Raw genomic sequence first — 25,042 nt, 5'->3', positions numbered from 1 at the left:
GAAAGGAATCGAGGTTTTGTCGATGCTTAAATTCATCTGGAATTCCTGGTGGCGCAACAAGGAGCGGTTCATTCTGCTCCTCGTCGGCGTCCTGATCGTCAGTACCGGACTAAGTTACTTAATCGGTACGACGCAAGCCAACAACGGAACGGTCGTCGATGAACTGCAAAAACGCTGGGGCTCATCGTACGATATCGTCGTTCGTCCGGAAGGCAGCCGGAGCGTGACAGAAGACTTGAACCTGCTCGAACCGAACTACATGAGTGGGCTCGATGGCGGGATCACCCGCAAACAATATGAGACGATCAAGCAGATTGCTGACGTCGAAGTCGCAGCACCGATTGCGATGATTGGGAACTACAATACGAATGCTGAAACGGATACCTATAATTTCAAAGAACCGGGCATTTACAAAATTTCGTTTACGGATATGCAAGATACCGGGCTAAAGAAAGAAACAGAATCTTATTCATTCTTTGCCGGAGCCGGTTGGTTCCCTCCTGAGAGTGACGGATTGAATCGAGATGTTTCACCGCAAGAATTAGGCGAGTTTCCTATCTACGGTTACGGGAGCGCAGTGATGCTTGCCGGGATTGATCCGGAAGCAGAAGCACAACTCGTTGGACTCGATCAGGCAACCAAAAAGGCTGCGCATAGTCGTTATTTCACGAAGGACGATGTCGTGAACGATTATGGTGACGGTGTTTGGGACATCCCATTGATCATGAACAGTCAGGAATACGTCAATGCTTCGCGGACCTATCGCTACGAGAAAGTCGATATCCCGCTCGTCAAAGATTCAATGGTTGAAACGGTGCGCAGTATCATGAAAAAAGGTGGCGAATCCTATCTCAAGACGCTTCCTGTTAAAGATACGAAGGAATACTATATTTCGACAGAGCAAGCATCAAAGCAACTTATTAAGAACATTCTCGAAGATAAGGTTCCGGAAAAAGCAAGTGGTAGCTTTGACTGGATGTTTTTAAAGCCATCGTCTGTCGAGTATCAAACGATTGCTAGTCCCTTTGCCAAACGTTGGCCGTTCACCTATCAAGTAACACCTCAAGAAGTCGATAAGGACGCCCTCATTTCGAAACGATCGATGTATCGAAAAGCTCGTCTCTTCGGTGACAACACGGGTAACCTTGATAAAGTACCGAAAATGCATTTGAACTACATTGGTGTCTTTGATCCGAAGAAATTGAACATCTCAAAAGACCCATTGACGGAACTGCCGATGGAGACCTATTTCCCGGCGAAAGCCCAATGGGTCATGGACAAGAATGAAAAACCGGTCAATCCAGTCCGAGAAGTCAAACCGACGAACGATCCGTATGACTTCTTGACGAAACCACCATCGATGCTGACGACGCTTGACGCCGCCTTTAAGTTACGTGGTGATAAAGCTATCTCTGCCATTCGTGTCAACGTCAAAGGTGTCGAGACGATGAACGCGACGAGTGAGAAAAAGTTGAAAGCTGTTGCTCAAGAGATCGAGGACAAGACCGGTCTGATCACCGATGTCACGCTCGGCTCCTCGCCACAGCTTGCGCTGACATACCTCCCTGGATTAAAAGGTGAATCGGCACTCGGTTGGATCCAGCAACCTTGGATCAAACTCGGTTCGTCGATGGCCATCTTCCAAGAAGCGAAAGTCGGCATGAGCGGCATCATCGCAAGTGTCATCGCTGTTGCGCTCGTGTATGTCTTTAGTTCAAATATCATTTTACTCTATGCCCGCAAGAAGGAATTCGCGATCTTACTGTCGCTCGGTTGGCGTCCACGTCAGCTCTCGAAGCTTCTGTTCCTAGAAGCAACGTTACTCGGTACACTCGTCGCCTTGATTTCTTGGACGATCCTCGGTTCGTTCTGGCTAACGACGGATCATCCGATTGCCTTATCACGGATCATCTTGATTGGACTCGCCGGACTGTTGATTTACTGGGGCGGTACGCTCGTCCCGATGACGCTCATTCGCCGGATTCAACCATTCGAAAGTATGCGTTCTGGTGAAGTCTCAAAAGGACGTCGCTTCGTCCGGGCACAAAGTGTCCTTGGGATGAGCATCAACCAACTCGCAACCTACTGGCAACGGACGATCCTCTCGACAATCGCAATCGCCTTGCCGACGAGTCTGTTCATTTTCTTCCTGTTCATCACCTTCCGACTGAAAGGTGTCTTGTATGCGACATGGCTCGGCGAATACGTTGCACTCGAAGTCGGCACGATGCATTATGTTGCGATGGGTGTCGCTTTACTTATCGCTATCCTGACGACGACGGAGATCATGTGGCAAAACGTCAACGAACGAAAGAGTCAGCTTGCCGTCTTGAAGGCAACTGGTTGGCGGAACGGTCAAATCCGGACGCTCGTCTTAAGTGAAGGATTGATGACCGGACTGTTCGCTGGAATCATCGGCTTACTGATCGCTCTTGCGATGATCGGCTTCGTCTATAACCAGTTCCCAACAGGTGAGCTCGGCTTCTTGAGTGTTATGTTGTTGATTCCTGCCATCACGGGAGTTCTCGGTGCCCTCTTACCCGCTCAACGCGCCGTCAGCATTACACCAAATGCTGCGATTGGAAGTGTCGCAACGAATACGAAAGCGACGGAACGACGTTTCCGACTCGCCTTATCCGCAGTTGGTGGTGCCCTTGTCGTTGGTGTCGCTTCCTTATTCTTCTTTGCTACGACAGAAGAAGGACCTGCGTCCACGAAACCGGTACAAACAGTTGCACCAACGGTCAAGACGACAGGAACGAAATTGGCAGATGTAAAAGACAAGAAAAAGAAAGCGTCCTCTACGAAAAAAGTCAATTCGAGCAAGCTCGATCAACTAATGAATCGTGGAGTCGTTCAAACCTATCCGGGAGATCCTAAAACAAAAAGCAATATTTTCCATGTTGATAAACTTCTCCTATCACCTCCAAAGGAGTTGAAATTACCAACTCTTGATGATGAACAATATGTTACCGTTCCCGTCATCCTTGAGAACTACAAGGATAAAGACGCAAATGGCGGGTATGCTATTTATAAGCCAAATCTATTCACGTTAGAGGATACAAGCGGTAATGTATACGAAGCTGTCGATTATGAGAACCGGAACCCAGACGCTTGGAAGGACGGCTATCGCTATTTCCCACCTTCCGCTTCTCGCGTCGATCTTGTGTTCCGTGTTCCAAGTGATAAAAATACGTATGTTCTTCTCGCGACAAGCGAAGCCATTGCGAAGCCGACGACCGTCAAAATCGAAGTCGATGCTGTAGATGTTACATCAACCACCGTGAAGACCGGACAAAAGAAACAGTCAAAGAAAACGAATACAGACGCCATCGAAGAACTGATGAATAAAGGTGGTCTTCAGACTTATGCTGGTGATAAAAATTTAATGAAAGAACGTGGATTCATGGTCAGTTCGGCGAAACGTGTTCCACTTAAGAATCTTCCGAAAGATAAACAAGCCGTATCTGTCAGACTTGAGATGCAGGTAAAGGGTGAAGATTCAGCTGACTCTTATATCGACTATAAACCCTCTTCTTTCCCATTGATTGATCGTCACAAGAAAAGCTACACGCCTGAAGAAACGATTAACCTAAACAAAAAAGCCTATTCAGAAAGCTTAGGTTACTACGCTCCTTTACACTCAAAAATTGATGTCATCTACATCGTACCGAAAAATGAAAACACCTTCGTCATGAACGTAAAAACAGGATTTACCGGTTTTCTCTACACCGTTAAAATCAAATTATGATTGATGCTTCTATCTATTGGATCACTGACTGTCGTATGACGGTCAGTGATTTTTTGTTTATGCTGACAAATGATTTTTACTGAAATCGTTTGTTACACGACCATTTTTGTTAAGATGATAGACAGGAAAAGATTTGGAAATGAAAATACGTAAACGAGGATTAACCATGACATATTTCATGTATTTATTTTGTTTGATCGTCTGGGGACTGAACTTCATTGCTGTCAAAATCCAAGGAACACCTGTCGCCTTGGAAGTATCCCTGACCTATCGATTAGCGATGACCGCTGTTCTTTTCATCCTATTCGCGTTATTCATTAAACGAACGAACAAACCTAGCGCGACGGATATGCCTTTCATCGTCGTATTCGGTGTCTGTAACTTCGCTCTGAGTTACTTATGTCTTTATTACGCGACGATCTTAAGTTCTGCCGCCATCGTGACATTGATTTTCTCACTCAAGGTCATTCTGACACCAATCGCTCTGCGCTTGTTTTTAAAAGAGACCCTCCATGCGCGCGTTTGGATTGGCGGATGTTTTGGTATCATCGGCGTCGGTGTCCTGATTGTTCCGAGTCTAGGTAGCATCCATGGACTGACCGATTTGAAAGGTGTCTTGATTGCTCTAGTCGGCACGCTATTGACGTCAGTAGGTGACGCCAATTCAGCGCGTAATGCCAAGCAACGAATCAACCCGGTTCATGCCAACGCGATCGGATTTACTGTCGCGAGTCTACTGATGGGCGCCATCGTCTGGTTCCAAGGAACACCGCTTACGCTCCCGACAACCGTCACCTATCTTTCTGCCTTACTCTATTTAACCGTGATCGCATCGTTTCTTGCCTGGCTGTTTTATTTAAAACTCGTCGAACGGATCGGTGGTGCGAAGAGCGGCTATATGGTAGCACTATTTCCGCTAATTGGCGGTGTTGCTTCAGTATTGATCGGTGAATCGACGCTATCTCTTCCTTTAATCATCGGGTGTCTATTTAGTTGCATCGGGGCTTCGATTGCTCTAGGGATTCGTCCGTTTCGGCAACGAAATAAAGTATTCAGCTAATGTCAATTCATGAACCGGAGTGATGAACGTGTCTTCTCAAATCAGATGTACGTATGATTTTTTAAATTCACCGAACGCTATTTCAAATGCTTCAGCAAAGGATATCCCCACGATTCTGTCGATTGAAGCGAATGTCAAAATCATCATTGATCATGCACTATATCTCGAAACATCGTTATCCATCTTCGAGTTTTATAAATCGTTGTATCGGTGGAAAAGATTGGTGACGCCTTCATTCATTCCTGCCTTTTATTATTATTCGGTGGAGTTTGACCATGATGAAGAAGGGGCAATCGTATCGATGGTCCCCTCCACGAATCAAGGAAATATTCAATCGATTTGGGGCGATGAACGGATGAACACTGTTTTTCCTCTCGACACCTTAGTGACATGCTTGTCTGATTTAGAAAGGCAACTTCGATTCGATCTTGAAGCGTACTTCGACATTCAGCTGGATGTCTTCATCCGTCACATTCCCTATTCGTCACCAAAACTTTAATAGAATGAGGAGACTTCTATATGCTTGATTTATCTCAGTTCCAGATCGAGCTTAATATCAGGAAGCCAACACCCTATTTTCAGTCAACACCAGAACGCCGTATCCGCTTTTTAATGGAAGACCTAAATGCTTCGCAGTTAAAAGAAATTCTTCAGACGATTTTTCAAGAAGACAGATCCATCCATCTTCTATTCGTCGCTGCGTACATTCATCGTTTTCGTCGTTATTCAGCAAAGGCACGAGTAGGCTCGTCGATCACGATTCGAAACTGGAAAGAGTATATCGTGGAAGATGAAGTAGCTCATAAAGGTGTCGTCTATGCACATGTGAAAGATATAGAGCTCAATGAAATCATTTCCTATTGCACAAAAGTCTATCGAGGGCACACATCAGCTTACATCGTCTTTCATGACTCGGATTTCCTTTTGTATGTGTCGACGGATGTAGTGGATGTTATTGGCGATGCGACTGCGATTAAGTCACTCAAGGAAACATACGCGGAACTTTACAATAGCTTTCACGACAAGTACGTCGAGTAATATTCATAATAAACCTAGATATGTAAACATAAGTATTAATAATTAATTTTTTTGAATATTAAGGTTCATATATTGAATAAATGGAATACTTAATTATGTTTTTAGCAGGAACTATTATCTATCCGGTATTTGAAAGATAATTAGGGTATTATATAACTAATACAAGTATTTTATTTACCACTTTCCAACATCAGTGATGCCTCGTTCATCTAAGAGAGGAAAGGAATTTTCCCATGATTTTCATTACGGACTTTTCTTCACCGATCGGGCAGCTCGTCAGCCAACGTATGCGCACGGAAGAACAGCCTTTTTGCATCGGGGTATCCGATCCACAAGCCGCTTCCGAATTATATGGAGAGCATTTTGACTTTCGTCGATTCGATGTCCAAGATGCCTCGACGTTCGTAGAGGCACTCGCAGGATGCGATCAAATCTTTCTCGAATTTCCTGCAAACGCGGACTTGGAGACATTCGAATATTTTATTCATTATCTCAGACAGACTGCCCTGCAACACATCGTCTACCTCTCAGCCAAAGACGCTCTATCCCTCCCATTCACGCCACATCATCGTATTGAAGTCGTCATTCGCCAAATCGACATTCCCTACACGATCATTCGTCCTAGCTACTACATGCAGCATTTAAACATGTTCATGCGAGATATGTTACGAGATCATGCACACCTCTTCGCACCGGCAGGAATTGGTAAGACGTGCATGATTGATGCCCGTGACGTAGCGACCGTCGTAATGACGTGTCTTGAAAACCCAGCCACTCACTTCAATAAAATCTATACGATCAGCGGTGAAGCGGCTTACAATTTTTACGAAGTCGCCCGGCTTCTCGGAGAAGAACTTGAAACAGAGATCATGTATACGAACCCGTCGATTGATTTTTTCCGGTCCTTTATGATGCAACATGGATTGTCTTACGAAGAAACCAATGAAATCATCAAACTTCATGTGCCGATCTTATTAGGTCTAGCGGATGAGACGGATAACCACTTTCTAGAACTAATTGGTGAACGACCGATCACCCTTCGGCAATATATAAAAGACCACCTATCCGATTGGGTAAATGAAGAGGAGGGCAAAGCATATGATTACTCATGAACGAGCACTGTTCGTTCATCAATGCATCGTCGATTATTATCACCGGCTCGGCATTCATTGTCAGGTGACGATATTCACAGAGTACCCATTGCAATTGTTGCTCGACTTCGACTCTCGAAGAGATGAACTGATTACGCCTCAACGGCGAAGCCTCTCCTGTCGGTACATTCGCGCACACCTCATTTCTGCTTTGATCACATTCGATGATTCCTACACGCATGTTTACATGACGAAAGCGCCCTTTTCCTCCATGACGCGATATTGTCTCTTGATTGTCTGAAATCATCATCAGTCAAAAATGAAAGGAGATGCGATCGTGCGGTTGAAACGTGCTACGGAACATGGCTTACTGACATTACTTTTTTTGGCACACACCTCAAAATCGATGACACGAAGAGGAGAATACGTAAAGACGAGAGATATTTCGCTTCAATGTAACATCTCGTACGAGCATCTTACGAAGATCATTTCAATTTTAGGAAGAGCAGGTCTTTTACGAACCCATGCTGGACGAGAAGGTGGTGTTCAACTCCTTCCATTGAGTCATACTGTCCGGGTCGGAGAAGTCGTCGCATTATTCGAACGTCCGCTTTTCCCGGGAACGCGTTATCAGGTACGTGCATTAGATCAACTATTAGATGTTGCACTGATTTCGTTCTTTAATACGCTCAATCAAGTTACGATAAAGCAATTAGCGGACGATTTACCACCTCACTTTTTCTTAGACATATCATGATTTACTTCTCATCAAACAGCAGTTCAGTCAAGTGTACAGGAAGGACGTTACACATGACGATTTTAGTAACAGGATTCACAGGAAACGTCGGACTAGCCGTCGGTCATGCAATGATGAAGCGACATATTCCCTTTCATGCGGCTGTCATCGATCCAGCAGCTGCTTCAGAGAAATTCGGCAATGCTTTTCACTATCGTCACCTGGACTACGCCGATATCTCAACGTTTTCACAAGCGTTAAAAGGCGTCGATCAACTCTTTTTGATGTATCCGTCCCAAGTATCAACACGACAGTTCCATCTCTTTCTGCGCTATTTGCGCTTCACCTCAGTCCGGCACATTGTTTATCTCTCGTTCAAGGATGTTCCAGTCTTTCCGCTGACACCTCACCATACGATCGAAAAAATCATTCAAGAGACCGGTATCCCGTTTACGATCATCCGTCCCGGATACTACATGCAAAATTTGAATCTCTTCATGCGTGATGACATCCGTTTTCACGAGCAGATCGTTACGCCCGCTGGTCTTGGGAAGACAAGCATGATCGACATCCGGGATATCGCGACGTTCGTCATCCATTGCCTCGAACATCCTGCTCCCCATTTCAATCGTGTCTATACGTTGCATGGCGAGGAAGTTTTCGGTTTCCATGAGATTGCAAGTCTGATGACGCTACTCTTAGGAAAGTCGATTCGTTACACGAACCCTTCGATTCCATTCTTCCAAATGAAGATGGTCCAAAAAGGATATCCGAAAAGCTACGTCAATGAAGTCATCATGTTACACCTCCCGATTAGTCTCGGACTCACGAAACGAACGAATCGTCAATTCCGCGAAGTGACTGGCACCGAGCCGATTCCCCTAAGTCAATATATTCTCGATTATCAAGCCCACTGGGAGAAGCATTGATTCCTCTATTCTTCGTAAAAGGAAAATGACTTCCTCAAAAGACGCTGATTGTTTCGTCATATGTTCCATTCTGAAGAACCATAGCTAGTTTCACTTCATTTAGGTTCCTCGCAAAATCGATATTACGCTCTTTAAGCGCTAAGAAGTCGTCTAAAAAAAGTATAGGAGTTCAAATAACTACTTTCTTAACCTCTATTCTTTCATTGCACCTAGTCGTCTCAAAGAGACACGTGTGCCTCATTCATAATCCCTTCATCCATTTGAAGGGATTTGATAGTTTATTGTGGAAAATGATTCTATATGAAGATTCTTCTGCATGATATATGACTTGATTGATTTTAATTACCGATTTAACACTATTATTTATTCAATAAAGGAGGAGCTGGTATCCTTAAATTCATTTTGATTGGCTCACTACTTGCCGTGGTTGCTTTTTTTATCTATTTTGAGCCATTCCGTATTGAACCCTACGACCCCGACGTCGAAGTAAACGGTAAAGCGATTCCAACTGTCCAAGGTTCTTATTGCTGGTCCAGTTTGTTCAGTGCACAATGTGCGGACATGATCTATGTCGATGCACTACACATGACTGAAAAAAGTAAACCCGTCATTGTCTCACCCTCTGAAAAGATTCATCTCTCGTTTGATCGTAAACCCGATACGTTCCAAGTCGTACGCTGGGATTCGAAAACGAAAAGTTCACAGGTTGCTTTAAAAAACGATATTCTTATCGCACCGTCTGCTCAAGGTACGTATACCTATGAGGTCGTTGCCGGATGGAATGAACACGGCGATGGTCTATCCGCCTTTTTGATTCAAGTCCGATGAAACCCACCCCACTCAAACAGGAGATGAATAACAATGCGTACAGGTTTTCGACTTTGGCTTCCCTTGCTCTCACTTGCCGTCTGTCTATTCAATGCCTTCGACTACGACGACAAAAATATCTTATTGTTTCTGACGAGCCCTGTCTTCTGGCTTCTTGAATCAAGATCCTTTCTTGGAACATGGCTAGATTCCTTCCATGTCCCGCTGTTCCTGATCTACATCCTGACCTTGATCAGTTGGTTCTTGATCGGCTTACTGATTGATGTCATTCTTTCTGTTTTGTTTAGAAGATCGTCTAGACGCATCCATGATTAACTGAGGAGGAAAATACATATGGGTCCAACCAATGACATGTGGGTGTGGGTATTATTCTATGCTTTCTTTTTCATCACACTTATCAGTGCAATTTTTGTCGCGATCAAGCATCCATCTTTGAGAAAAGCATCGATTCGAGCGATGTTAGCCATGCTTTTTCTGTGTGCATTATTCATTTGGAACTCCATGTACCGTCTTGACATTACAGAGTTCAGACATTTTTACGAAGGATTGACGACACTGCGACCGTGGGCATGGATGTGTGTCTTCTTATTCGCCTACACATTAAAGTGGTGGTATCTCGTATTTCTTCACACCCGTCGTCCGAGTCCCTCTTCCCATGAAATGCAGCACTGACTTACGTTTCCGAAAATCTTCGAAGGAGCTATCCGATATGAAATTACATCGATTCGCATCTGTCTTTTGTCTTTCGACCATCGTTTGGACGACAGCGGGTTGTACCATGATGGAAGAACAAGCAACACCGCGTGTAGCAAAAAAAAATGTCGCGTCATCTGAACAAGTGAACACTTCCTCCAAGATAGCAACGACCGACACCAAGAACCAACAAGCAATCGAATTAGAAAAGCAATCGGAGCGCGTCACGTTAGGTCAAACGAAAACGTACGACCTTTCTTCCTTATTAAGCAAACACCGTGTCTCGATCGATCCACAGTATGCTTATCAAAACCAGATGTTTTACTTGGATCTACAAGAAAATAAGAGCACCATTTATACATACGATACGAAACGACAGCACAACAAAATCGTCCATGCGACGAAGCATGCAATCCCGATGATGACGGGTACAGGTGAATTTTTACTATGGGTCGAAACGGAACAACCGACGAAAACAGGTGTAAAATGGTCGATTCGTCAATTGAAGATTACGACGAATCAGGTGACGACGCTCGATGTCGGTGAAAGTCGCTTCGATACGTCCCCTCCGAGAATCGATGTTACGTCAACTCGGGTTTCCTGGATCACGCAAGAAGCGACTGCACAAAAAACGGTCTCCACGATAAAAACGTATTCCTTAAAAACCGGAAAGATCACACCACTCCAGTCCTTCATCTTAAAAACAGGAAAGGTACGAGACGGTCTATTCACATACGAGCACCGCGATAGCGATGACGGCGTGACCTTATACACGTCTCACTTTAACAACGGAAAGAACGTCCGTGTGCTTGAGACGCTGGATGGTGCCTACAAAAAAGAGATATCCGGATTAATTGATTTCAGTCGCAGCGGTACCTATCTCGCTCTTGGAACAGAAGGCGACGCCATATTCCAACCCATCGGATTGGACGAACAGACGCTGAACTATTCCGCTTCCAGTGCCCAGACGACGATCGACGGCATTCAGTTCCTCTCAAATACACAAGTCATCTTCCGCGAAGGCATCCATCAGTTGATGTATGCGAACTTAAAAGCGAAGACCGTCGCTCCTCTGACTAACTTTGAAGAGTTGGTTTCCATTCCTCTTTACCATGACGGTGTACTGGCGTACATCATCACGAATGGAACGAAAACGACGTACCATCTTGTAAACTTGAAAGCTTCAAATTACTAGACACGACAGTAAAAAAGCTTTTAAATCGTTTAAATCAAAAAATAAAAAACGATAACAAACTAAATGTAAGCCTAGATCAACTCAATTGGGAGAACTAGGCTTATTTTTAAGTTCTATATTTTAATAGTAGCTATTTTTAAAATCCGAACGACATTAGAACATTACGTTAAATATAAATCCAATATATCCGATACTTATTTGAAAGCTATTTAAACATAAGGGAGGAAAAATCTTTGCGTACAACTATAAGTTATCCCTTCCTTCTGTCCATCGGAATTGGTTTATTGTTTTGGTATGGGAACCATTTTTTTGAAGGATCTGAATGGATGCGATTGGTTCTATTAAACACGGTCCAGTTGTTCGTCGGTATTTTAAGTACGAGTTGGATCATAAAAAGTTATCTCAAGAATGAATCCGCTAGACGTTTTTGGATGTTTTTAGGTCTTGGAACAAGTTTTTCTGCCCTTGGCACACTTGTTTGGATCATCTTACTTGTTACGAATCATGTCATAAATACACCGGACTTATCATCTTTAACTTGGGTCTGCTCTTACTTTTTTTACTTTGCTGCCCTGTTAAATCAACTTATGAATCAAACGAGAAAATTTTCAAACTCGGCATTCTTCTTTAATACAATGATTTATATGATAGCCGCGACTTCAATTAGTTATCATTACCTGCTTTATCCGCTTTATCAGATTAATCAGCAGTCTTTGTGGTACATCGCCCACACGTTTCTTTTCCAAATTGCCGATTTAGGAATTCTTTTTTTTATCATCACGCTTTATTATTTAATTCTATTCAACAAACGAAATGCATATTTGACTTATCTCATCATCGGTTTATTTTTACAAGTCATCGGAGATATCACTTTTGCACAATTTACAATTAAGAATAGCTATATATCAGGTGGCAGTGTCGATTTGATTTGGACTATCGCATTACTATTTATCGGTTACACCGCTCGATATCATGAAAAAGAGCCTAGACAAGGAAATATGATTGATCCATTTGCTCTTAATGTCTCAACTAAAAAAGAATTTATCTTTCCTTATTCGAGCATCTTGATCCTCTCCATCCTAATGATGCAAAGTTATGCCTGGAATTTAAATGCCTTAAGTACAGGATGGATCATGATTTTTTTTCTTATCATCATTAGACAAGCTTTTACTGTCATGAAAAATAGTGAATTATTAGCTGAATTAAACCAAATCGCATATATCGATCCATTAACGAGCTTAGGTAATCGTGCATCATTTTTACAAGACACCAAAAATAGCCTCAAAGATGAACACGCACCGCTTGCCTTCATATTGCTTCAAGTAGAACGAGTGCGGATGTACACAGATATTTTCGGGCATCATGTTGGAGAACAGATCATGAAAGAAGTATCTTTCCGCTTAAAACATGTACTGAAAGAGAATTTTAAAATGTATCGGTACAGTGAAGATGAGTTTATGATTGTGCTTCTGAAAACAGAGAGATCTAATATCACTGTTGTGAATGAAAAGATACTTATTCATCTTGCAGCTCCTATCCGTTTGAAGGAGCTAGAATTGAATATTGTAGCGCATGGTGGTGTCAGTGTATTTCCTGACCAAAGTTTGACGATCGAAGAAATACAGGCTCATACAGCTGAAGCTCTTTATCAAGCTAAACAGAATGGAAATTACGCATTTGTTTCCTATGGAACTGAACTTCAATCCAACTTAGTACGAAAGCTTGAAATTGAATCTTATTTACGAAATGCGATACGTGAGCATCAATTGAGCGTCTACTATCAACCTAAAGTCAATCTTCGTTCTGGGAGAATCGTTGGTATGGAAGCATTGCTCCGTTGGCATCATCCAAAGTTAGGGTGGATTTCACCAGCTGAGTTCATCCCAATCGCTGAAGAAGCAGGTCTGATCAATGAAATCGGAGAGTGGGTCCTATTCACTGCGACTTACCAAAGTAAACAACTTCAGCTTTTAGGATTTGAACCCTTACTTCTATCGGTCAACGTTTCTGTTCTTCAATTTCAGAGTCCAAACTTCTGCCGGCGTGTCATCGAGATTCTCGAGGAGACATCTCTTGACTCGCAGTGGCTCGAACTTGAGATTACAGAGAGCATTGTTCAAAACATCAAAGAGAGCGTTTCGATTTTGCAATGTTTGAAGACCTCGCAGATTAAAACATCCATCGATGACTTTGGAACAGGGTATTCGTCTTTGAATGTACTCGAGCAACTTCCGATTGATACATTGAAAATCGATAAGTCATTTATCGATCGCCTGCTTTCTAATCAAAAATCGCCTATGGTCAAGACGATCATCGAGCTCGGCTTGAATCTTAATTTAACCGTCGTAGCGGAAGGAATCGAAACGATTGAACAAAAAGAGGTTCTTACTTCTTACGGATGTACGATCGGTCAAGGTTACTTATTCTCTCGTCCAATCGATTTTGACGCATTTGTTACATTGCTTCAAACACAAGATGTTTTGAAGACCACATCTCTCTAAAAATTTTAAAGTGCATGCCGTAGATGACGTTTGATCATTTATGTCATGCACTTTATGATGGCGACTTATTTTTCTATCTTGATCTTAAGGAATAATTTTAAGATGCTCTGCTGATAAACCAGTATAGACCTGTTTTATAAACAAATTCTTTTCAAAAAATAAGCTCATTGTATACTAAGTGAATATGATAAGAAGGAGTATAAGAATAGCATGTTTAAACAACCTAAAAGCTTTATCCTCATCATTCTACTTTATGCTTTAGGCTATTATGGATGGATTGTCACTTTTTCTGATTCTCAATTTCTTGAAGCACTAGGGGGAAATATTTTTTCAATTGCAGGATTGTTGATCGCCCTTCTCTACTTGAGGATTGCTATCAAATGGGCTGATTCAAATGATCGTAAGTTCTGGTTACTTATCACTTTCGGCACCTTTTGTTATTTAATCGCCGAATTGATTTGGTTTTTCACAGAAAATATTTTTCACAAAAACGTGGCGTTTCCAGGATGGCCAGACGTGTTTTACATTCTACAAGTTATCTTCCTGCTTTACGCTCTGATTTACAAAATTTTGAAGGATGCAGCTATACAGCAACGCATTTCATTTTTATTCGATGTCATGATTATTTTAGTCGTTGCGAGTACCTTCTCTTGGCACTTTTTAATCGAGCCTATTTTGGATACGAGTGCGGCAACCATGAATGCTCTCATTGTCTCCCTAATCTACCCTTTAGGAGACTTGGGCATGTTAGTCGCCGCTTCCTTTTTATTCTTTAACCTTACGAGTAAGGATAAAAGTTTATCTATGTATCTCATTATCGCAGCCGTCACGATACAAGCAATCGCTGACTCTGTTTACTTGTATTTGATTGCTCAAGACACATACATCTCAGGTAGTTTAATTGATCCTCTGTTCATTATAGCAATGATCGTTTTAGCTTTTTCAGGTCTTCAACATCAGCCAAATACTATAAGTACAACGTTAACGACTCATCACGAAAAGTTAAATATTTTTCAAATGCTCACGCCTTATGGGGGAGTCTTGATTCTGTTCGTCTTCATGGGATTTCACTCGCGTAGTTTCGATATCGTGACAGTAGGTTCAGGACTTTCCATTTTACTCGTCATTACCCGGCAAGTCTTAATTATTATCGAGAATCATAAATTAGTCCGTCGCTACTACGATCAAGCACAAACGCTTGAATTAAGTGAAGAACGGTATAAATCCTTGTTCGAATATCATCCAGATCCAGTGTACTCAACTGACCTTAAAGGTCAATTTGATAGTGCGAATACTGCCTGTAGCGATCTTCTCGGCGTCTCTAAGACCGACTTGATGGGTCAAAATAGCCTTCGCTATGTCAAAGATACACATCGGATGACGGTCGCAGAAGAACTAAAGGAAGTATTTAAAGGTATGCCCCGAAGTTATGAGACCGTTGTTGAAAATGCATTCGGTTCCAGTATGTATATGAACATCACCAATGTTCCAATCATCGTCCAAAACGAAATTGTTGGAATCTTCGGTATCGGTAAGGATGTGACTGAAATAAAGCGAAATGAACAACGTATTCAATACCTTGCCTATCATGATGCGTTGACAGGATTATTCAATCGCCTTGCGTTCGAAGAACGCCTGTTAAAGCTCATTAAAAGTGATTCTTTTCATCCTCCATCAAATGTGTCTTTATTTTTCATGGACTTAAATCAATTCAAAGCAGTCAACGATACTCTGGGACACGATGTCGGTGACCAATTATTGAAAGCGGTCGCTAGAAGACTACAATCATTCGATGCGGATTTTGACATGATGGCACGGCAAGGCGGTGATGAATTTACATTACTTTTAAAGAATGTTAAATCATACGAACAACTTCATCGTATTGCAAATCAGTTGTTGAGCACGTTACAAGCACCTTATGAGATTGCCAATCATATGATTTCTTGTCCGCCAAGCATCGGTATCTCCTGCTATCCGACGGATGCCTCGAGTATGCTCGAGATGCTACAGCACGCGGATCTCGCCATGTATCGCGCAAAAGACATTCCCTCAGGAAGCTACGTTCTTTATAATGAACTTCAACATATGCCGAGTTAAAAAAACTTATTTGTCTTGGATATAGACTCTTTAGAATATGAAACCAGCACCTGATTATTTATCAGATGCTGGTTTTTATTAATTGATATTATATTTAATAAAAATAGTGGTTCGCTAATTCATCTTAAAATGTAAGAAGAATACAGTTATGAATGTAAACATTCGTCAATTGTCTCATCAGGAAAATCCTCCGATGAATTTTTTGCTAGTGGCAGAACCCTCATATAAGATAGTCAAACGTCTAGATTTCGAATAATCGGTGTCGATACGAACTACTTCTTGAGGCACTACAAAAAGGAAATCATTGAAAACGGAATCCGGTGCACGGATATGATCCGATTATCTCAAAACCTATGAAAATTCAGCATCCTTTTTTGAAAAGCATGATCTTATCGTTTGTACCAGAATCCATCTATAAAACTCCATTCAAACTCTTTGAACAATCATGATTGATGCCTTGATAAACGATTCACCTCAAATAATATTGCAAAAAATGTATTCATACCCCATAATATGAACATACGTTCTTATTATAGGGAGGTTCATCATGCAGCACCTTCAAAAAGAAATGACTCATCCGGTATCGTTACCCACTATGAATCCGCTTATTTGTCTCTCCATCGATTCATCCATTATTCTTCACAATGATACTTCCGTTACTATGACTTATAAAATGGACGTCATGTTATTCATCGCTTTACGGGAAAGATTATCCTTAAAACTGCTTCCTCCCCATCATTCCGGTGGCATTACAGAACTTGTCTACATAGAAGAAGTCGACTTCGAGAGTCGACAGTTGACGCTATTTCATGTGAACGATTCGTCATTGTCCTATCATCGCTACGTCGAAAACGATTACTTACTCTCCGAACAGCCTCAACTATTACTTAGCATAATGTGAGTTGAAACAAAATGATGACGTCAAAAAAGGTTGAATCCATTTCGATGTGTGAAGGGATTCAACCTTTTTTCGTGCTTCTCGGCAACAATGCTATTCCATTTAACGATACGAACGTTCAATCACAAAGTTTGTCTTATCCCCACGGAAGTAGGATCGTGAATACTCAATGATCTGACCTTCCTGATCCTCTGTCACCGTCTCGATATAAAAACACGGCGCATTGACCGGACATTTCAGATGACTACTGATGGCTTCATCCGCTAAGACGATTTCGAGTGACTCCGTCGTTTTCGCCACTTGGATATCGAAGACCTTCGATAGCGTATCAAACAACGAATGTTCTGCTTGTTCCTTCGTAATTCCTGGAGCAATCGACCAGGGGATGAATGAGATCTCATATTGTGTCGGTTCACCGTCGGCATGACGAATCCGTTCAATCTTCTGGATGGGCGCTTGCTCTTCTACAGGAAAGACTTCCGTTAGGACGTCGGTCGCAGAGACGACGGATAATTGAATCAACGACACCTCGCCCCGCTTACCTTGCACCGCTAACTGAGCGGCGTAATTGTTCGGTGTATGCGACAAGGTCTGCCGAACTTTTTTACCGGCGACGAACGTCCCACGTCCTTGCTGTCGAATCAGATACCCTTCAAGCGTCAACTGGTTCAATGCCCCCCGAACGGTCGTCCGACTAACATCGAACTCTTCACAAAGTACATACTCCGTCGGGAATTTTTTCCCTTCTTCGTAATAGCCTCTCTTGATTCGCGACAGTAACTCTTCCTTGATTGCCGTCTGTAACGTCGATTGCGACATACCCCCACCTCTTCCTCTAATCCTTTGTGCCTTTATTGTGATACAGACATCATACAAATGCAAATACAAATCATAATTTGTTTTATTTGTATTTTTATATTGCTCTAAGTTGTATTATTTGTTACATTTGTTACAACAAAAAGAAATCGCTTTCATAAGGAGGAATTCACAACATGCCACTCAAGGTCGTCATCATCGGTGGAGGCTCCAGCTATACACCGGAAATCATCGAAGGATTCATTCTGCGTCACCACTCCTTTCCGGTCGATGAGGTCGTGCTCGTCGATATCGAAGACGGAAAAGAAAAGCTCGAAACCGTTGGGAAACTCGCACAACGGATGATTGACAAGTCTAACGTGAAGATCGCACTTCGTTGGACACTCGATCGAAGAGAAGCGCTCCGTGGAGCCGACTTCGTCTCGACGCAAATCCGAGTCGGTGGTCTTGCGGCCCGTGCGCTTGACGAGCGCATCCCACTGAAGCATGGCTTCATCGGTCAAGAGACGAATGGCGCTGGCGGTATGTTCAAGGCGTTTCGGACGATTCCCGTCTTACTAGAGCTCGCTGACGAGATGGCGGAACTCTGTCCCGAAGCCTGGTTAATTAATTTCACCAATCCTGCAGGGATCGTGACCGAAGCACTATTGAAACATTCCAAGCATCAGAAGGTGATTGGTGTCTGTAACATCCCGTTCAACATGCGGAACTCCGTTGCTGAAATCCTACATGCTCCCGTCGAGCACGTCTCGATCGAATTTATCGGGTTGAATCACTTCATCTTTGGTCGACAAGTCACGGTGAATGGTGTCGACCGCACAGAAGACGTTCTTTCCGCATTGCGTCAAGGGAACGACTACTCACCAGCGAATATCGTCGGACTCGGCTGGTCGGAGTCGTTCCTGAATTCAATTAAAATGTTGCCGAACCCGTACCATCAGTATTATTTCCAAACGCGTGACGTGCTCGCTAAAGATTTACAGGCTTACGAAGAGAATGGAACACGAGCCGAAGTCGTCCAAGAAGTCGAGCGCCGACTGTTCGAGCAATACCGAGACGTATCGCTCGATGTAAAACCGAAGGAGCTTGAGCAACGCGGTGGAGCCTACTACTCGGATGCAGCGTGTAACTTAATGGACTCGCTCTATAACGACCGTGGTGATATCCAAACCGTCAATACGCTGAATCAAGGAACGATCCGTGACTTACCGGAAGATGCGGTCATCGAGGTCAACGCCGTCATCACAAAAGCCGGACCGCGACCTCTGTCGATCGGTAGCTTACCACTCCACGTGCGTGGACTGATCACGAACTTAAAGACATTCGAGCAACTGACGATTCAAGCCGCCATCTCCGGGAAGTATGAGGATGCTTATCTCGCTGCCCTGATGAACCCATTGATCCAAGACGAAAAACGGATCGACGCTTTACTTGAAGAGCTGTTTCGCGCGCATCACCCGTACTTACCCCAATTCCAACTTAAGGAGGTTCTCTCATGAACAAGTTCATTGAAATCGCCGGACGGATCGGTTCCCAGCGCCATCTCGTCGCCATCCGTGACGGGTTCGTCTCCGTCATGCCGCTCATCATCGTCGGTTCGCTCGCGATCCTGATCAATAACTTCCCTGCCATCCAGCTCGGCAGCTGGTCGCTCGACTTCGTCGGCTCGATGAACAACGCTTTTGGTGAAGGCAGTTGGCAACGGCTCGGCGGAAACATCTGGAATGCCTCCTTCGCGATCCTCGGCTTACTAGTCGCTTTCTCGATTGCCTATAACTTGGCACGGTCCTACGATATCGACGGTCTTGCCGCTGGTATCCTGTCGATCGCATCTTACGTCATGCTTGTTCCGGTCACGAAAGACTGGGGACTTAGCTTTGCTTGGCTCGGCGCACAAGGTTTATTCGTCGCCATCATCGTCTCGCTCCTCGTGACGGAAGCGTTCCGCCTTCTCATCCATACGAAACTGACGATCCGGATGCCGGACGGTGTGCCCGGTGGTGTCACCCGATCGTTTCAAGCGTTGATTCCTTCGATGATCATCTTGACGGTCGTTGCTGCGATCCAGTTGTTCATTCAAATAAAACTCGAGCTCAGCATCTTCGAAGTCATCTTCAAGGCAATCCAGCAGCCGCTTCAAGGTTTCGGAGATTCGCTCGCTGCCGGTCTGATCATCGCTCTGTTGAACCATGTCCTCTGGTTCTTCGGATTACACGGCACGAACATCATCGGTTCGGTCATAGAGCCGATCTACCTGCCGCTGATCGAACAGAACTTAGCTGCATTTCAAGCTGGCGCCTCCGCCTATGACGTCCCGTACACGGTAACGAAACCGTTTCTCGATGCGTTCGTCTTCATGGGTGGCTCTGGTACGACATTGTCACTTCTACTCGCCATCTTCATCGTCGTAAGGAAACAACGTAATCATCCCTATCATCAAGTCGCTAAGCTATCCGCTCCAGCTGGTCTGTTCAACATCAACGAACCGGTCATCTTCGGCATGCCGATCGTGCTCAACCCGGTCATGTTGATTCCGTTCATCCTCGCACCGGTCGTCTTGACGGTCGTCTCATATGTTGCACTATCAACCGGAATGGTTCCAAAGACGGTCGCCATCGTACCATGGACGACACCACCGATCATCAGCGGGTATCTTGTCACCGGTGGCAGCATCCGCGGTGTCCTGCTTCAGGTGTTCAACTTGACGCTCGCGACGCTCATTTACATCCCGTTCGTCGTAGCAGGAGCTCGCGCCATGACTGCCGAAATCAATCGAAACAAAGACAGCATCCACGAAGGAGAGAAAATCAGTTGAAGACAGAATCAATCCAACAACTATCGTTCATGATCATCTTACATGCCGGAAATGCACGCTCGAGTGCTTTTGAGGCGATTGCTGCTGCCAAACGCAGTGACGAAGCACTTGTCCAAGCGAAACTCGAGGAAGCAGAGACTTCGTTTCTTGAGGCACACAAACTACAAACGGAACTTTTGCAAGAAGAAGCACGAGGAACGAGCAACGAGATGAGTGTCCTACTCGTCCACGCTCAAGATCATCTGATGACGGCGATGACGGTCAAGGAACTGGCGACCGAGATGATCGACATGATCACTAAAATCAATCGACTGGAGGAAGCGAAATGAATATCTTACTCGTCTGCTCAGCAGGCATGTCCACTTCAATCTTGGTAGAAAAAATGCGGACGGAAGCCGTAGCACGAGGGCTTGACGCAACGATCGAAGCAGTACCCGAATCGCGACTAAAGGAACATACGACGATGGACGTCATCTTGATCGGTCCGCAAGTCCGGTACCTCGAGAACAAAATCCGTTCAACAGTTAACGTGCCGGTTGCTGTGATTGACAACATGGCATACGGGTTGATGAAGGGCGATCAAGTGCTTGATCAAGCACTCTCGCTGACTGGCACGGCACATGCCTAAGACGCGTGTAATCGTCAATGCTGATGATTTCGGTTTGACGACGGGTATTAACCAAGGCATCATCGAGAGTCATCTTTACGGTCCCGTCAATTCGACGACGCTGATGATGAACGGACATGCGGTCGAAGAAGCTGTTCGACTTTCTCAGCAACACCCGGACCTGCATGTCGGCGTACATCTCGTGCTCTCTTGGGGAAAACCGCTCGCTTCGACAAGTCAGTCGTTAACGAAGGAGGACGGAACGTTCCGCTTCACGAGTCGCTTTTTGAAAGAAGAGCCACCGGATCCTAAAGACGTCTACCTAGAATGGAAAGCCCAGATTGAAGCTTTTCTTGCTACCGGGCTGTCGTTGCATCACTTAGACAGTCACCATCATATCCACGGCTGGTCCGCGATCGATTCCATCATCGTCGATCTCGCTAACGAATATCAAACGACGTTCCGTGCTGCGGGGAACGAGAAGCACCGGGATCTCTGGCTGACGAATCGCTTCGATGAGCGGTTTTATGGAGAGGGCGTTTCGTTTGCGACACTTGATTCAATCACACCCGGTTCATCCGTTGAGGTCATGGTGCACCCTGCCAACATGGATGCGTTACTTCCAAGCGTCACATCTTATGTGAATCAGCGACTCGTCGAGAAAGATCTTTTAACGAGATATACTCCACCGGATTGGTGGACATGAAAATAACATCCCTACTGCCTTGACGAACCGAGGAGTAGGGATGTTGTCATTTTCTTTATGAAACGTTGTAATAAGAAATTGCGATTTTTTTAGAATTAATTTTACATATATAAAATTAAAGTACAAAATGATTGTTGCTTTCACACTACGCATTATTTGGTGTAATGCGAAATTGAGTCTCAGAAAGTATATCTTCCGTATAATCAATCGCAGTTAACTGAGTGAGGTCTGTTAAGACGATATCAATTAATGGTCCCTCGACTTTATAGTTGTTTTCTTGAAGCCATTCTTGTAGAAATGAATATAATTTACGAAAACGTTCCTTCCCTGCCATACCTCTACTCACAATACAAGCATAACTACCACTAGGCAAAGTCGCATTCTGAAACGGGGATGTCATGGAAGGAAGAAGCACGCCTACCTCTAAATCGATTTCTGGAAGATGTCTTTCGAAGTGAGAAAATTCTTCATTTAGTTGGATATGATGATGCTGTAACACGAGCGATGTAACGGGTACATCCTCAAACGAATTTTCTTTGAGTAACTGTAGAAACGCGTCTTGATAGATATCAATTCCGCCTCTGTCGAAAATCTTTCGCTTCGATAGAATAGGTCGTTCATCAAAATGTTTCACTACTATTTCCCAACTATCCTTTTTCGTGATTGTTGATGAAATTAATTCCTTTTCTATAGATTCGATTCGGCGATGCACTTCCTTCTCAGTCTGAAGAAGTGCCAACCGCTTTAACTTAATTTCTTGTTTCTTCTTATCTAACAATCCAAGTTGAAGATTCACATCTCTTTCGTTTAAAAAAAGTTGAACTTCTTCAAGAGAAAAATTCATCCTGCGCAGATGCTGGACGATTTTCATATGTGTGATGTCGTGTTGTGTGTAATATCGATACTTACTATGTGAATCGATTTGACGCGAACGGATCAGACCAATCTGATCATAATATCGTAGTGTCGATGCAGGTATCCCACTTTGTTTTGCAGCCTCTCCAATTTTAAATAAACTCAAGTTATCTCTCCTTTTAAACTATATTTTATAGAAAGCTTGACCTTAAAGTTACTTGAAGGTTGATAATCAATCAGTGTCATCACAACATTGATTGAAGGAGAACTGAACTATGAAGTCAAGAAGGAAACGTACTCTTTTATTTTTATCTCTAATAGTAATTGGTAGTCTTTTCGTCTATCTTACCCGCCCGTTCGTACAAAACGAAACAGATAATGAAAATATTTCACTTCAAAGTAAAACAGATACTGAACAGTTGAAGATAAGTCTTCAACAGCAGATGAAACGCAATGAGTCGGACGCATTATATGCAATTCAGGATACCCAACAAGTGGCATCCATCGGCTCTTCGAACGAATTGTATAATGTTGCTTCTATTCGTAAAAGCATCATCAGTGCACTATTTGGGATTGCAGAGGAAAAAAGGTTAGTAGACTTGGATATGACATTGGGACAACTCTCTGTCGATGATTCCAAGCAACCCTTAACGAAACAAGAGAAGTCCGCAACAATTCGGGACTTATTACAAGCACGATCAGGTATCTACTTAAACGCATTGGGTGAATCACAACGAATGAAAGATTTACGTCCAAAACGTGAAAGTCATACTCCAGGAAGTTTTTATTACTATAACAATTGGGATTTTAACATGTTGGGTCTTATTCTTGAGAAAGAGACGAAAATGAAAATCGGAGATGCTTTTGAACAATGGATCGCCAAGCCTGTTGGCATGAAAACATTCAGCCCTTCTCATGTCACTTATGAAAAGAATGAAGAAACATCCATTCCGATGTATCGATTTTATATGTCTGCCGAAAACCTTGCCCGATTTGGTGCGCTTTATGCCCAAGATGGTAAGTGGAAAGGACGATCCGTTATTCCAATCAAGTGGGTTGAGGAGAGTACAATGGCTTACTCTAAGATTTCGGACGTCGATCGTTTTTCAGGATATGGATATCTTTGGTGGTTAGAATCAAATGCTAAAAATCCTCTGTTATGGGGAGTGGGATCAGGCGGACAGTTTTTAATCGTTGATCGGAAGAATAATTTATCTATCGCTTTATTGAATGACACTGGAACTTCGCCATTATCAACTCTCACTTATCGTTGGTTCGGACAGGAATCGACATATGCTGAGGCAAGGGCGATTCATCGACTATTAATAAAGTAGAATGTAGGAAACATGAAAAATCACTGCTCTCTTGACAAAACGAGGAGTGGGGATGTTGTCATCTATTCCTAAAATTTTATGATGAAAATCCAGGGTTCTAATTGGAATTAATTTTACAGATACATTACTTAATGGCATAATAATGGTAACCTTTTCATGAGGAGGAGATACTTTTGAAAAAACAGCTTGCTTTTGCCGGTTCTTTTGCGCTCTCAGCTATCACGATCGTCATCATTCTTAAATTAGTTGGAGTCGATCTTTAAAGCAATCACTCAAATGATGTAGATTTTCAAATTAATGATTCAATCGCTGTTATGATGCATCGTCTTCCGATCATTAGTAACAGCTTTTCTAGGTTCAATGCTATGGAACGATCGGAAGTGATGAATTGAAAAAAGTCGGAATGAACGTTTTGGTTGCCTCACTCCTATTAGGTGGACTGCTGTTTTACTTAGACGTCCGATACGATGAACGATTCGAGCAGCACGTCAGCACAAAAGTCGAAACCTATGTCGAGAAAAAATACGGTCCAGCTCGTGTCGTCTCACTCCACTCTGCTTATGACGACAAACACCGCGATAAAGAGAAACGCTATAAGATTGCCGTAAAAGTACAGGGGCAAGGACTTCAAAAAGAGGAATATTTCTTGTATCGTCTTCAAGATGATCACGTCGTCGAGATGGGCACGACGACTAGTTTGCCGAAGCGAAACTAAATCACGTGATGCTTTCTAATTTCACACTACATATCACGAAAGGTCAGAAGATTCTTTTTACTCGGAATCAACTGACCTTTTCGTTTAACCTTTTTACGACTCAGAAATACCGTAAGCCAGTAACAGTAAATAGGACATCATACAGAACGTAATGAGATGGATACCGCCGAATCCCCACTTGAGTATTCGGTGCTTCGTTTTGTACCCTGTTTATACGCCGACTAACGGAATGATAAACAGAAGTAAGATATAGACAGTTCCAAACCCTTTCAGACTGACTCCGCTCTTCATCAAGAAAAATAAGAAACAAAAACAGATGAATGCAGATAACGAAAGAATACTGTAACGATTCATAAGCCCTCCTCCTCTACAAACAC

24 protein-coding genes are annotated in these 25,042 nt (G+C 43.3%); 21 read left to right on the top strand and 3 right to left on the bottom strand.

All coding sequences use genetic code 11. From position 1 onward, the window contains the following. The first annotated feature begins 22 nt into the window (after positions 1 to 22). The 14 genes from KNQ11_RS04015 to KNQ11_RS03950 all read left to right on the top strand — a co-directional run bounded on the left by KNQ11_RS04015 (position 23) and on the right by KNQ11_RS03950 (position 16,820). Positions 23 to 3,751 carry an ABC transporter permease gene (locus KNQ11_RS04015; RefSeq protein ID WP_214769802.1) on the top strand — a complete coding sequence of 1,243 codons (3,729 nt, stop codon included), beginning with the start codon at positions 23 to 25 and terminating at the stop codon, positions 3,749 to 3,751. 166 nt (positions 3,752 to 3,917) lie between these two features. Then, entirely contained in the window at positions 3,918 to 4,811 is an 894-nt protein-coding gene (locus tag KNQ11_RS04010) for a DMT family transporter (RefSeq protein WP_214769799.1), read from the top strand. 28 nt (positions 4,812 to 4,839) lie between these two features. Beyond that, positions 4,840 to 5,310, top strand: a complete 471-nt coding sequence (locus KNQ11_RS04005) for a DUF7878 domain-containing protein (protein ID WP_214769797.1) — start codon at positions 4,840 to 4,842, stop codon at positions 5,308 to 5,310. Positions 5,311 to 5,330: 20 nt separating this feature from the next. After that, the gene (locus KNQ11_RS04000; protein ID WP_214769794.1) at positions 5,331 to 5,849 is read left to right on the top strand and encodes a hypothetical protein; all 519 of its coding nucleotides are present in this window, start codon (positions 5,331 to 5,333) and stop codon (positions 5,847 to 5,849) included. A gap of 233 nt (positions 5,850 to 6,082) precedes the next feature. After that, positions 6,083 to 6,961 carry an NmrA family NAD(P)-binding protein gene (locus KNQ11_RS03995; protein WP_214769791.1) on the top strand — a complete coding sequence of 293 codons (879 nt, stop codon included), beginning with the start codon at positions 6,083 to 6,085 and terminating at the stop codon, positions 6,959 to 6,961. Beyond that, positions 6,948 to 7,241: a hypothetical protein gene (locus KNQ11_RS03990; RefSeq protein ID WP_149427258.1), complete on the top strand. Its 294-nt coding sequence runs from the start codon at positions 6,948 to 6,950 to the stop codon at positions 7,239 to 7,241. The genes KNQ11_RS03995 and KNQ11_RS03990 overlap by 14 nt, the downstream gene beginning before the upstream one ends. Positions 7,242 to 7,277: 36 nt before the next feature. Beyond that, the gene (locus tag KNQ11_RS03985) at positions 7,278 to 7,697 is read left to right on the top strand and encodes an RrF2 family transcriptional regulator (RefSeq protein ID WP_055967752.1); all 420 of its coding nucleotides are present in this window, start codon (positions 7,278 to 7,280) and stop codon (positions 7,695 to 7,697) included. A gap of 53 nt (positions 7,698 to 7,750) precedes the next feature. Continuing rightward, on the top strand, positions 7,751 to 8,605 hold the full coding sequence (locus KNQ11_RS03980) for an NmrA family NAD(P)-binding protein (RefSeq protein ID WP_167507556.1): 855 nt from the start codon (positions 7,751 to 7,753) through the stop codon (positions 8,603 to 8,605). 402 nt (positions 8,606 to 9,007) lie between these two features. Beyond that, entirely contained in the window at positions 9,008 to 9,433 is a 426-nt protein-coding gene (locus tag KNQ11_RS03975) for a hypothetical protein (RefSeq protein ID WP_251139627.1), read from the top strand. 33 nt (positions 9,434 to 9,466) lie between these two features. Then, the gene (locus KNQ11_RS03970; protein ID WP_214769788.1) at positions 9,467 to 9,748 is read left to right on the top strand and encodes a hypothetical protein; all 282 of its coding nucleotides are present in this window, start codon (positions 9,467 to 9,469) and stop codon (positions 9,746 to 9,748) included. Between the two features lie 394 nt (positions 9,749 to 10,142). After that, positions 10,143 to 11,321, top strand: coding sequence for a hypothetical protein (locus KNQ11_RS03965; protein ID WP_214769785.1), 1,179 nt, complete (start codon positions 10,143 to 10,145; stop codon positions 11,319 to 11,321). A 431-nt stretch (positions 11,322 to 11,752) separates the two neighbouring features. Then, the gene (locus tag KNQ11_RS03960) at positions 11,753 to 13,822 is read left to right on the top strand and encodes a putative bifunctional diguanylate cyclase/phosphodiesterase (protein WP_214769782.1); all 2,070 of its coding nucleotides are present in this window, start codon (positions 11,753 to 11,755) and stop codon (positions 13,820 to 13,822) included. 210 nt (positions 13,823 to 14,032) lie between these two features. Next, positions 14,033 to 15,919, top strand: coding sequence for a DUF4084 domain-containing protein (locus tag KNQ11_RS03955; RefSeq protein ID WP_058713527.1), 1,887 nt, complete (start codon positions 14,033 to 14,035; stop codon positions 15,917 to 15,919). 682 nt (positions 15,920 to 16,601) lie between these two features. Continuing rightward, positions 16,602 to 16,820 (top strand): hypothetical protein, encoded by a 219-nt coding sequence (locus KNQ11_RS03950; RefSeq protein ID WP_193748182.1) that lies wholly within the window; start codon positions 16,602 to 16,604, stop codon positions 16,818 to 16,820. Between the two features lie 99 nt (positions 16,821 to 16,919). Here the strand turns inward: KNQ11_RS03950 and KNQ11_RS03945 are convergent, their stop codons facing one another. Continuing rightward, positions 16,920 to 17,636, bottom strand: coding sequence for a GntR family transcriptional regulator (locus KNQ11_RS03945; RefSeq protein WP_058713528.1), 717 nt, complete (start codon positions 17,634 to 17,636; stop codon positions 16,920 to 16,922). 173 nt (positions 17,637 to 17,809) lie between these two features. Between KNQ11_RS03945 and KNQ11_RS03940 the strand changes: the two genes are divergently transcribed. From KNQ11_RS03940 to chbG, 5 genes are read left to right on the top strand one after another with little or no spacing between them, the layout of a single operon-like run. Continuing rightward, positions 17,810 to 19,132, top strand: coding sequence for a 6-phospho-beta-glucosidase (locus tag KNQ11_RS03940; RefSeq protein ID WP_214769779.1), 1,323 nt, complete (start codon positions 17,810 to 17,812; stop codon positions 19,130 to 19,132). Beyond that, the gene (celB, locus tag KNQ11_RS03935; protein WP_055967723.1) at positions 19,129 to 20,448 is read left to right on the top strand and encodes a PTS cellobiose transporter subunit IIC; all 1,320 of its coding nucleotides are present in this window, start codon (positions 19,129 to 19,131) and stop codon (positions 20,446 to 20,448) included. Before KNQ11_RS03940 ends, celB begins: the two co-directional genes overlap by 4 nt. Next, entirely contained in the window at positions 20,445 to 20,777 is a 333-nt protein-coding gene (locus KNQ11_RS03930) for a PTS lactose/cellobiose transporter subunit IIA (protein ID WP_419718319.1), read from the top strand. Before celB ends, KNQ11_RS03930 begins: the two co-directional genes overlap by 4 nt. Continuing rightward, positions 20,774 to 21,076 carry a PTS sugar transporter subunit IIB gene (locus tag KNQ11_RS03925; protein ID WP_214769776.1) on the top strand — a complete coding sequence of 101 codons (303 nt, stop codon included), beginning with the start codon at positions 20,774 to 20,776 and terminating at the stop codon, positions 21,074 to 21,076. The genes KNQ11_RS03930 and KNQ11_RS03925 overlap by 4 nt, the downstream gene beginning before the upstream one ends. Next, a complete protein-coding gene (gene chbG, locus KNQ11_RS03920) occupies positions 21,069 to 21,761 on the top strand; it encodes a chitin disaccharide deacetylase (RefSeq protein ID WP_214769773.1) in 693 nt (230 codons plus the stop codon). The genes KNQ11_RS03925 and chbG overlap by 8 nt, the downstream gene beginning before the upstream one ends. Before the next feature lie 145 nt (positions 21,762 to 21,906). Here chbG and KNQ11_RS03915 read toward each other — a convergent pair whose 3' ends face one another. Beyond that, a complete protein-coding gene (locus KNQ11_RS03915) occupies positions 21,907 to 22,782 on the bottom strand; it encodes a MerR family transcriptional regulator (RefSeq protein ID WP_214769770.1) in 876 nt (291 codons plus the stop codon). Between the two features lie 109 nt (positions 22,783 to 22,891). On the opposite strand from KNQ11_RS03915, the gene KNQ11_RS03910 reads away from it, so the two are divergent. Both KNQ11_RS03910 and KNQ11_RS03905 read left to right on the top strand, forming a co-directional pair. Next, positions 22,892 to 23,950 (top strand): serine hydrolase domain-containing protein, encoded by a 1,059-nt coding sequence (locus KNQ11_RS03910; protein ID WP_052017145.1) that lies wholly within the window; start codon positions 22,892 to 22,894, stop codon positions 23,948 to 23,950. A gap of 403 nt (positions 23,951 to 24,353) precedes the next feature. Then, on the top strand, positions 24,354 to 24,665 hold the full coding sequence (locus KNQ11_RS03905; protein ID WP_214769767.1) for a hypothetical protein: 312 nt from the start codon (positions 24,354 to 24,356) through the stop codon (positions 24,663 to 24,665). Between the two features lie 210 nt (positions 24,666 to 24,875). On the opposite strand, the gene KNQ11_RS03900 is transcribed toward KNQ11_RS03905, so the two are convergent. Beyond that, entirely contained in the window at positions 24,876 to 25,019 is a 144-nt protein-coding gene (locus KNQ11_RS03900) for a hypothetical protein (protein WP_214769764.1), read from the bottom strand. Between the last annotated feature and the right edge of the window lie 23 nt (positions 25,020 to 25,042).

It is taken from the genome of Exiguobacterium sp. s39, assembly GCF_018618925.1.
Taxonomy (GTDB): domain Bacteria; phylum Bacillota; class Bacilli; order Exiguobacteriales; family Exiguobacteriaceae; genus Exiguobacterium_A; species Exiguobacterium_A abrahamii.
Note: the sequence above shows the minus strand (reverse complement) of the source record. Positions and strands in the feature narration are given on the sequence as shown.

Excerpts from the sequence above, each read along its gene's own strand:
- chbG (WP_214769773.1), top strand. The coding sequence starts at position 21,069 with ATGCCTAAGACGCGTGTAATCGTCAATGCTGATGATTTCGGTTTGACG.
- KNQ11_RS03960 (WP_214769782.1), top strand. The coding sequence starts at position 11,753 with ATGTTTTTAGGTCTTGGAACAAGTTTTTCTGCCCTTGGCACACTTGTT.
- KNQ11_RS03980 (WP_167507556.1), top strand. The coding sequence starts at position 7,751 with ATGACGATTTTAGTAACAGGATTCACAGGAAACGTCGGACTAGCCGTC.
- KNQ11_RS03910 (WP_052017145.1), top strand. The coding sequence starts at position 22,892 with ATGAAGTCAAGAAGGAAACGTACTCTTTTATTTTTATCTCTAATAGTA.
- KNQ11_RS04010 (WP_214769799.1), top strand. The coding sequence starts at position 3,918 with ATGACATATTTCATGTATTTATTTTGTTTGATCGTCTGGGGACTGAAC.
- KNQ11_RS03945 (WP_058713528.1), bottom strand. The coding sequence starts at position 17,636 with ATGTCGCAATCGACGTTACAGACGGCAATCAAGGAAGAGTTACTGTCG.
- KNQ11_RS03955 (WP_058713527.1), top strand. The coding sequence starts at position 14,033 with ATGTTTAAACAACCTAAAAGCTTTATCCTCATCATTCTACTTTATGCT.
- KNQ11_RS04015 (WP_214769802.1), top strand. The coding sequence starts at position 23 with ATGCTTAAATTCATCTGGAATTCCTGGTGGCGCAACAAGGAGCGGTTC.
- KNQ11_RS03900 (WP_214769764.1), bottom strand. The coding sequence starts at position 25,019 with ATGAATCGTTACAGTATTCTTTCGTTATCTGCATTCATCTGTTTTTGT.
- KNQ11_RS03905 (WP_214769767.1), top strand. The coding sequence starts at position 24,354 with ATGAACGTTTTGGTTGCCTCACTCCTATTAGGTGGACTGCTGTTTTAC.
- KNQ11_RS04000 (WP_214769794.1), top strand. The coding sequence starts at position 5,331 with ATGCTTGATTTATCTCAGTTCCAGATCGAGCTTAATATCAGGAAGCCA.
- KNQ11_RS03970 (WP_214769788.1), top strand. The coding sequence starts at position 9,467 with ATGCGTACAGGTTTTCGACTTTGGCTTCCCTTGCTCTCACTTGCCGTC.
- KNQ11_RS03995 (WP_214769791.1), top strand. The coding sequence starts at position 6,083 with ATGATTTTCATTACGGACTTTTCTTCACCGATCGGGCAGCTCGTCAGC.
- KNQ11_RS03990 (WP_149427258.1), top strand. The coding sequence starts at position 6,948 with ATGATTACTCATGAACGAGCACTGTTCGTTCATCAATGCATCGTCGAT.
- celB (WP_055967723.1), top strand. The coding sequence starts at position 19,129 with ATGAACAAGTTCATTGAAATCGCCGGACGGATCGGTTCCCAGCGCCAT.
- KNQ11_RS03940 (WP_214769779.1), top strand. The coding sequence starts at position 17,810 with ATGCCACTCAAGGTCGTCATCATCGGTGGAGGCTCCAGCTATACACCG.
- KNQ11_RS03925 (WP_214769776.1), top strand. The coding sequence starts at position 20,774 with ATGAATATCTTACTCGTCTGCTCAGCAGGCATGTCCACTTCAATCTTG.
- KNQ11_RS03965 (WP_214769785.1), top strand. The coding sequence starts at position 10,143 with ATGAAATTACATCGATTCGCATCTGTCTTTTGTCTTTCGACCATCGTT.
- KNQ11_RS03950 (WP_193748182.1), top strand. The coding sequence starts at position 16,602 with ATGTTATTCATCGCTTTACGGGAAAGATTATCCTTAAAACTGCTTCCT.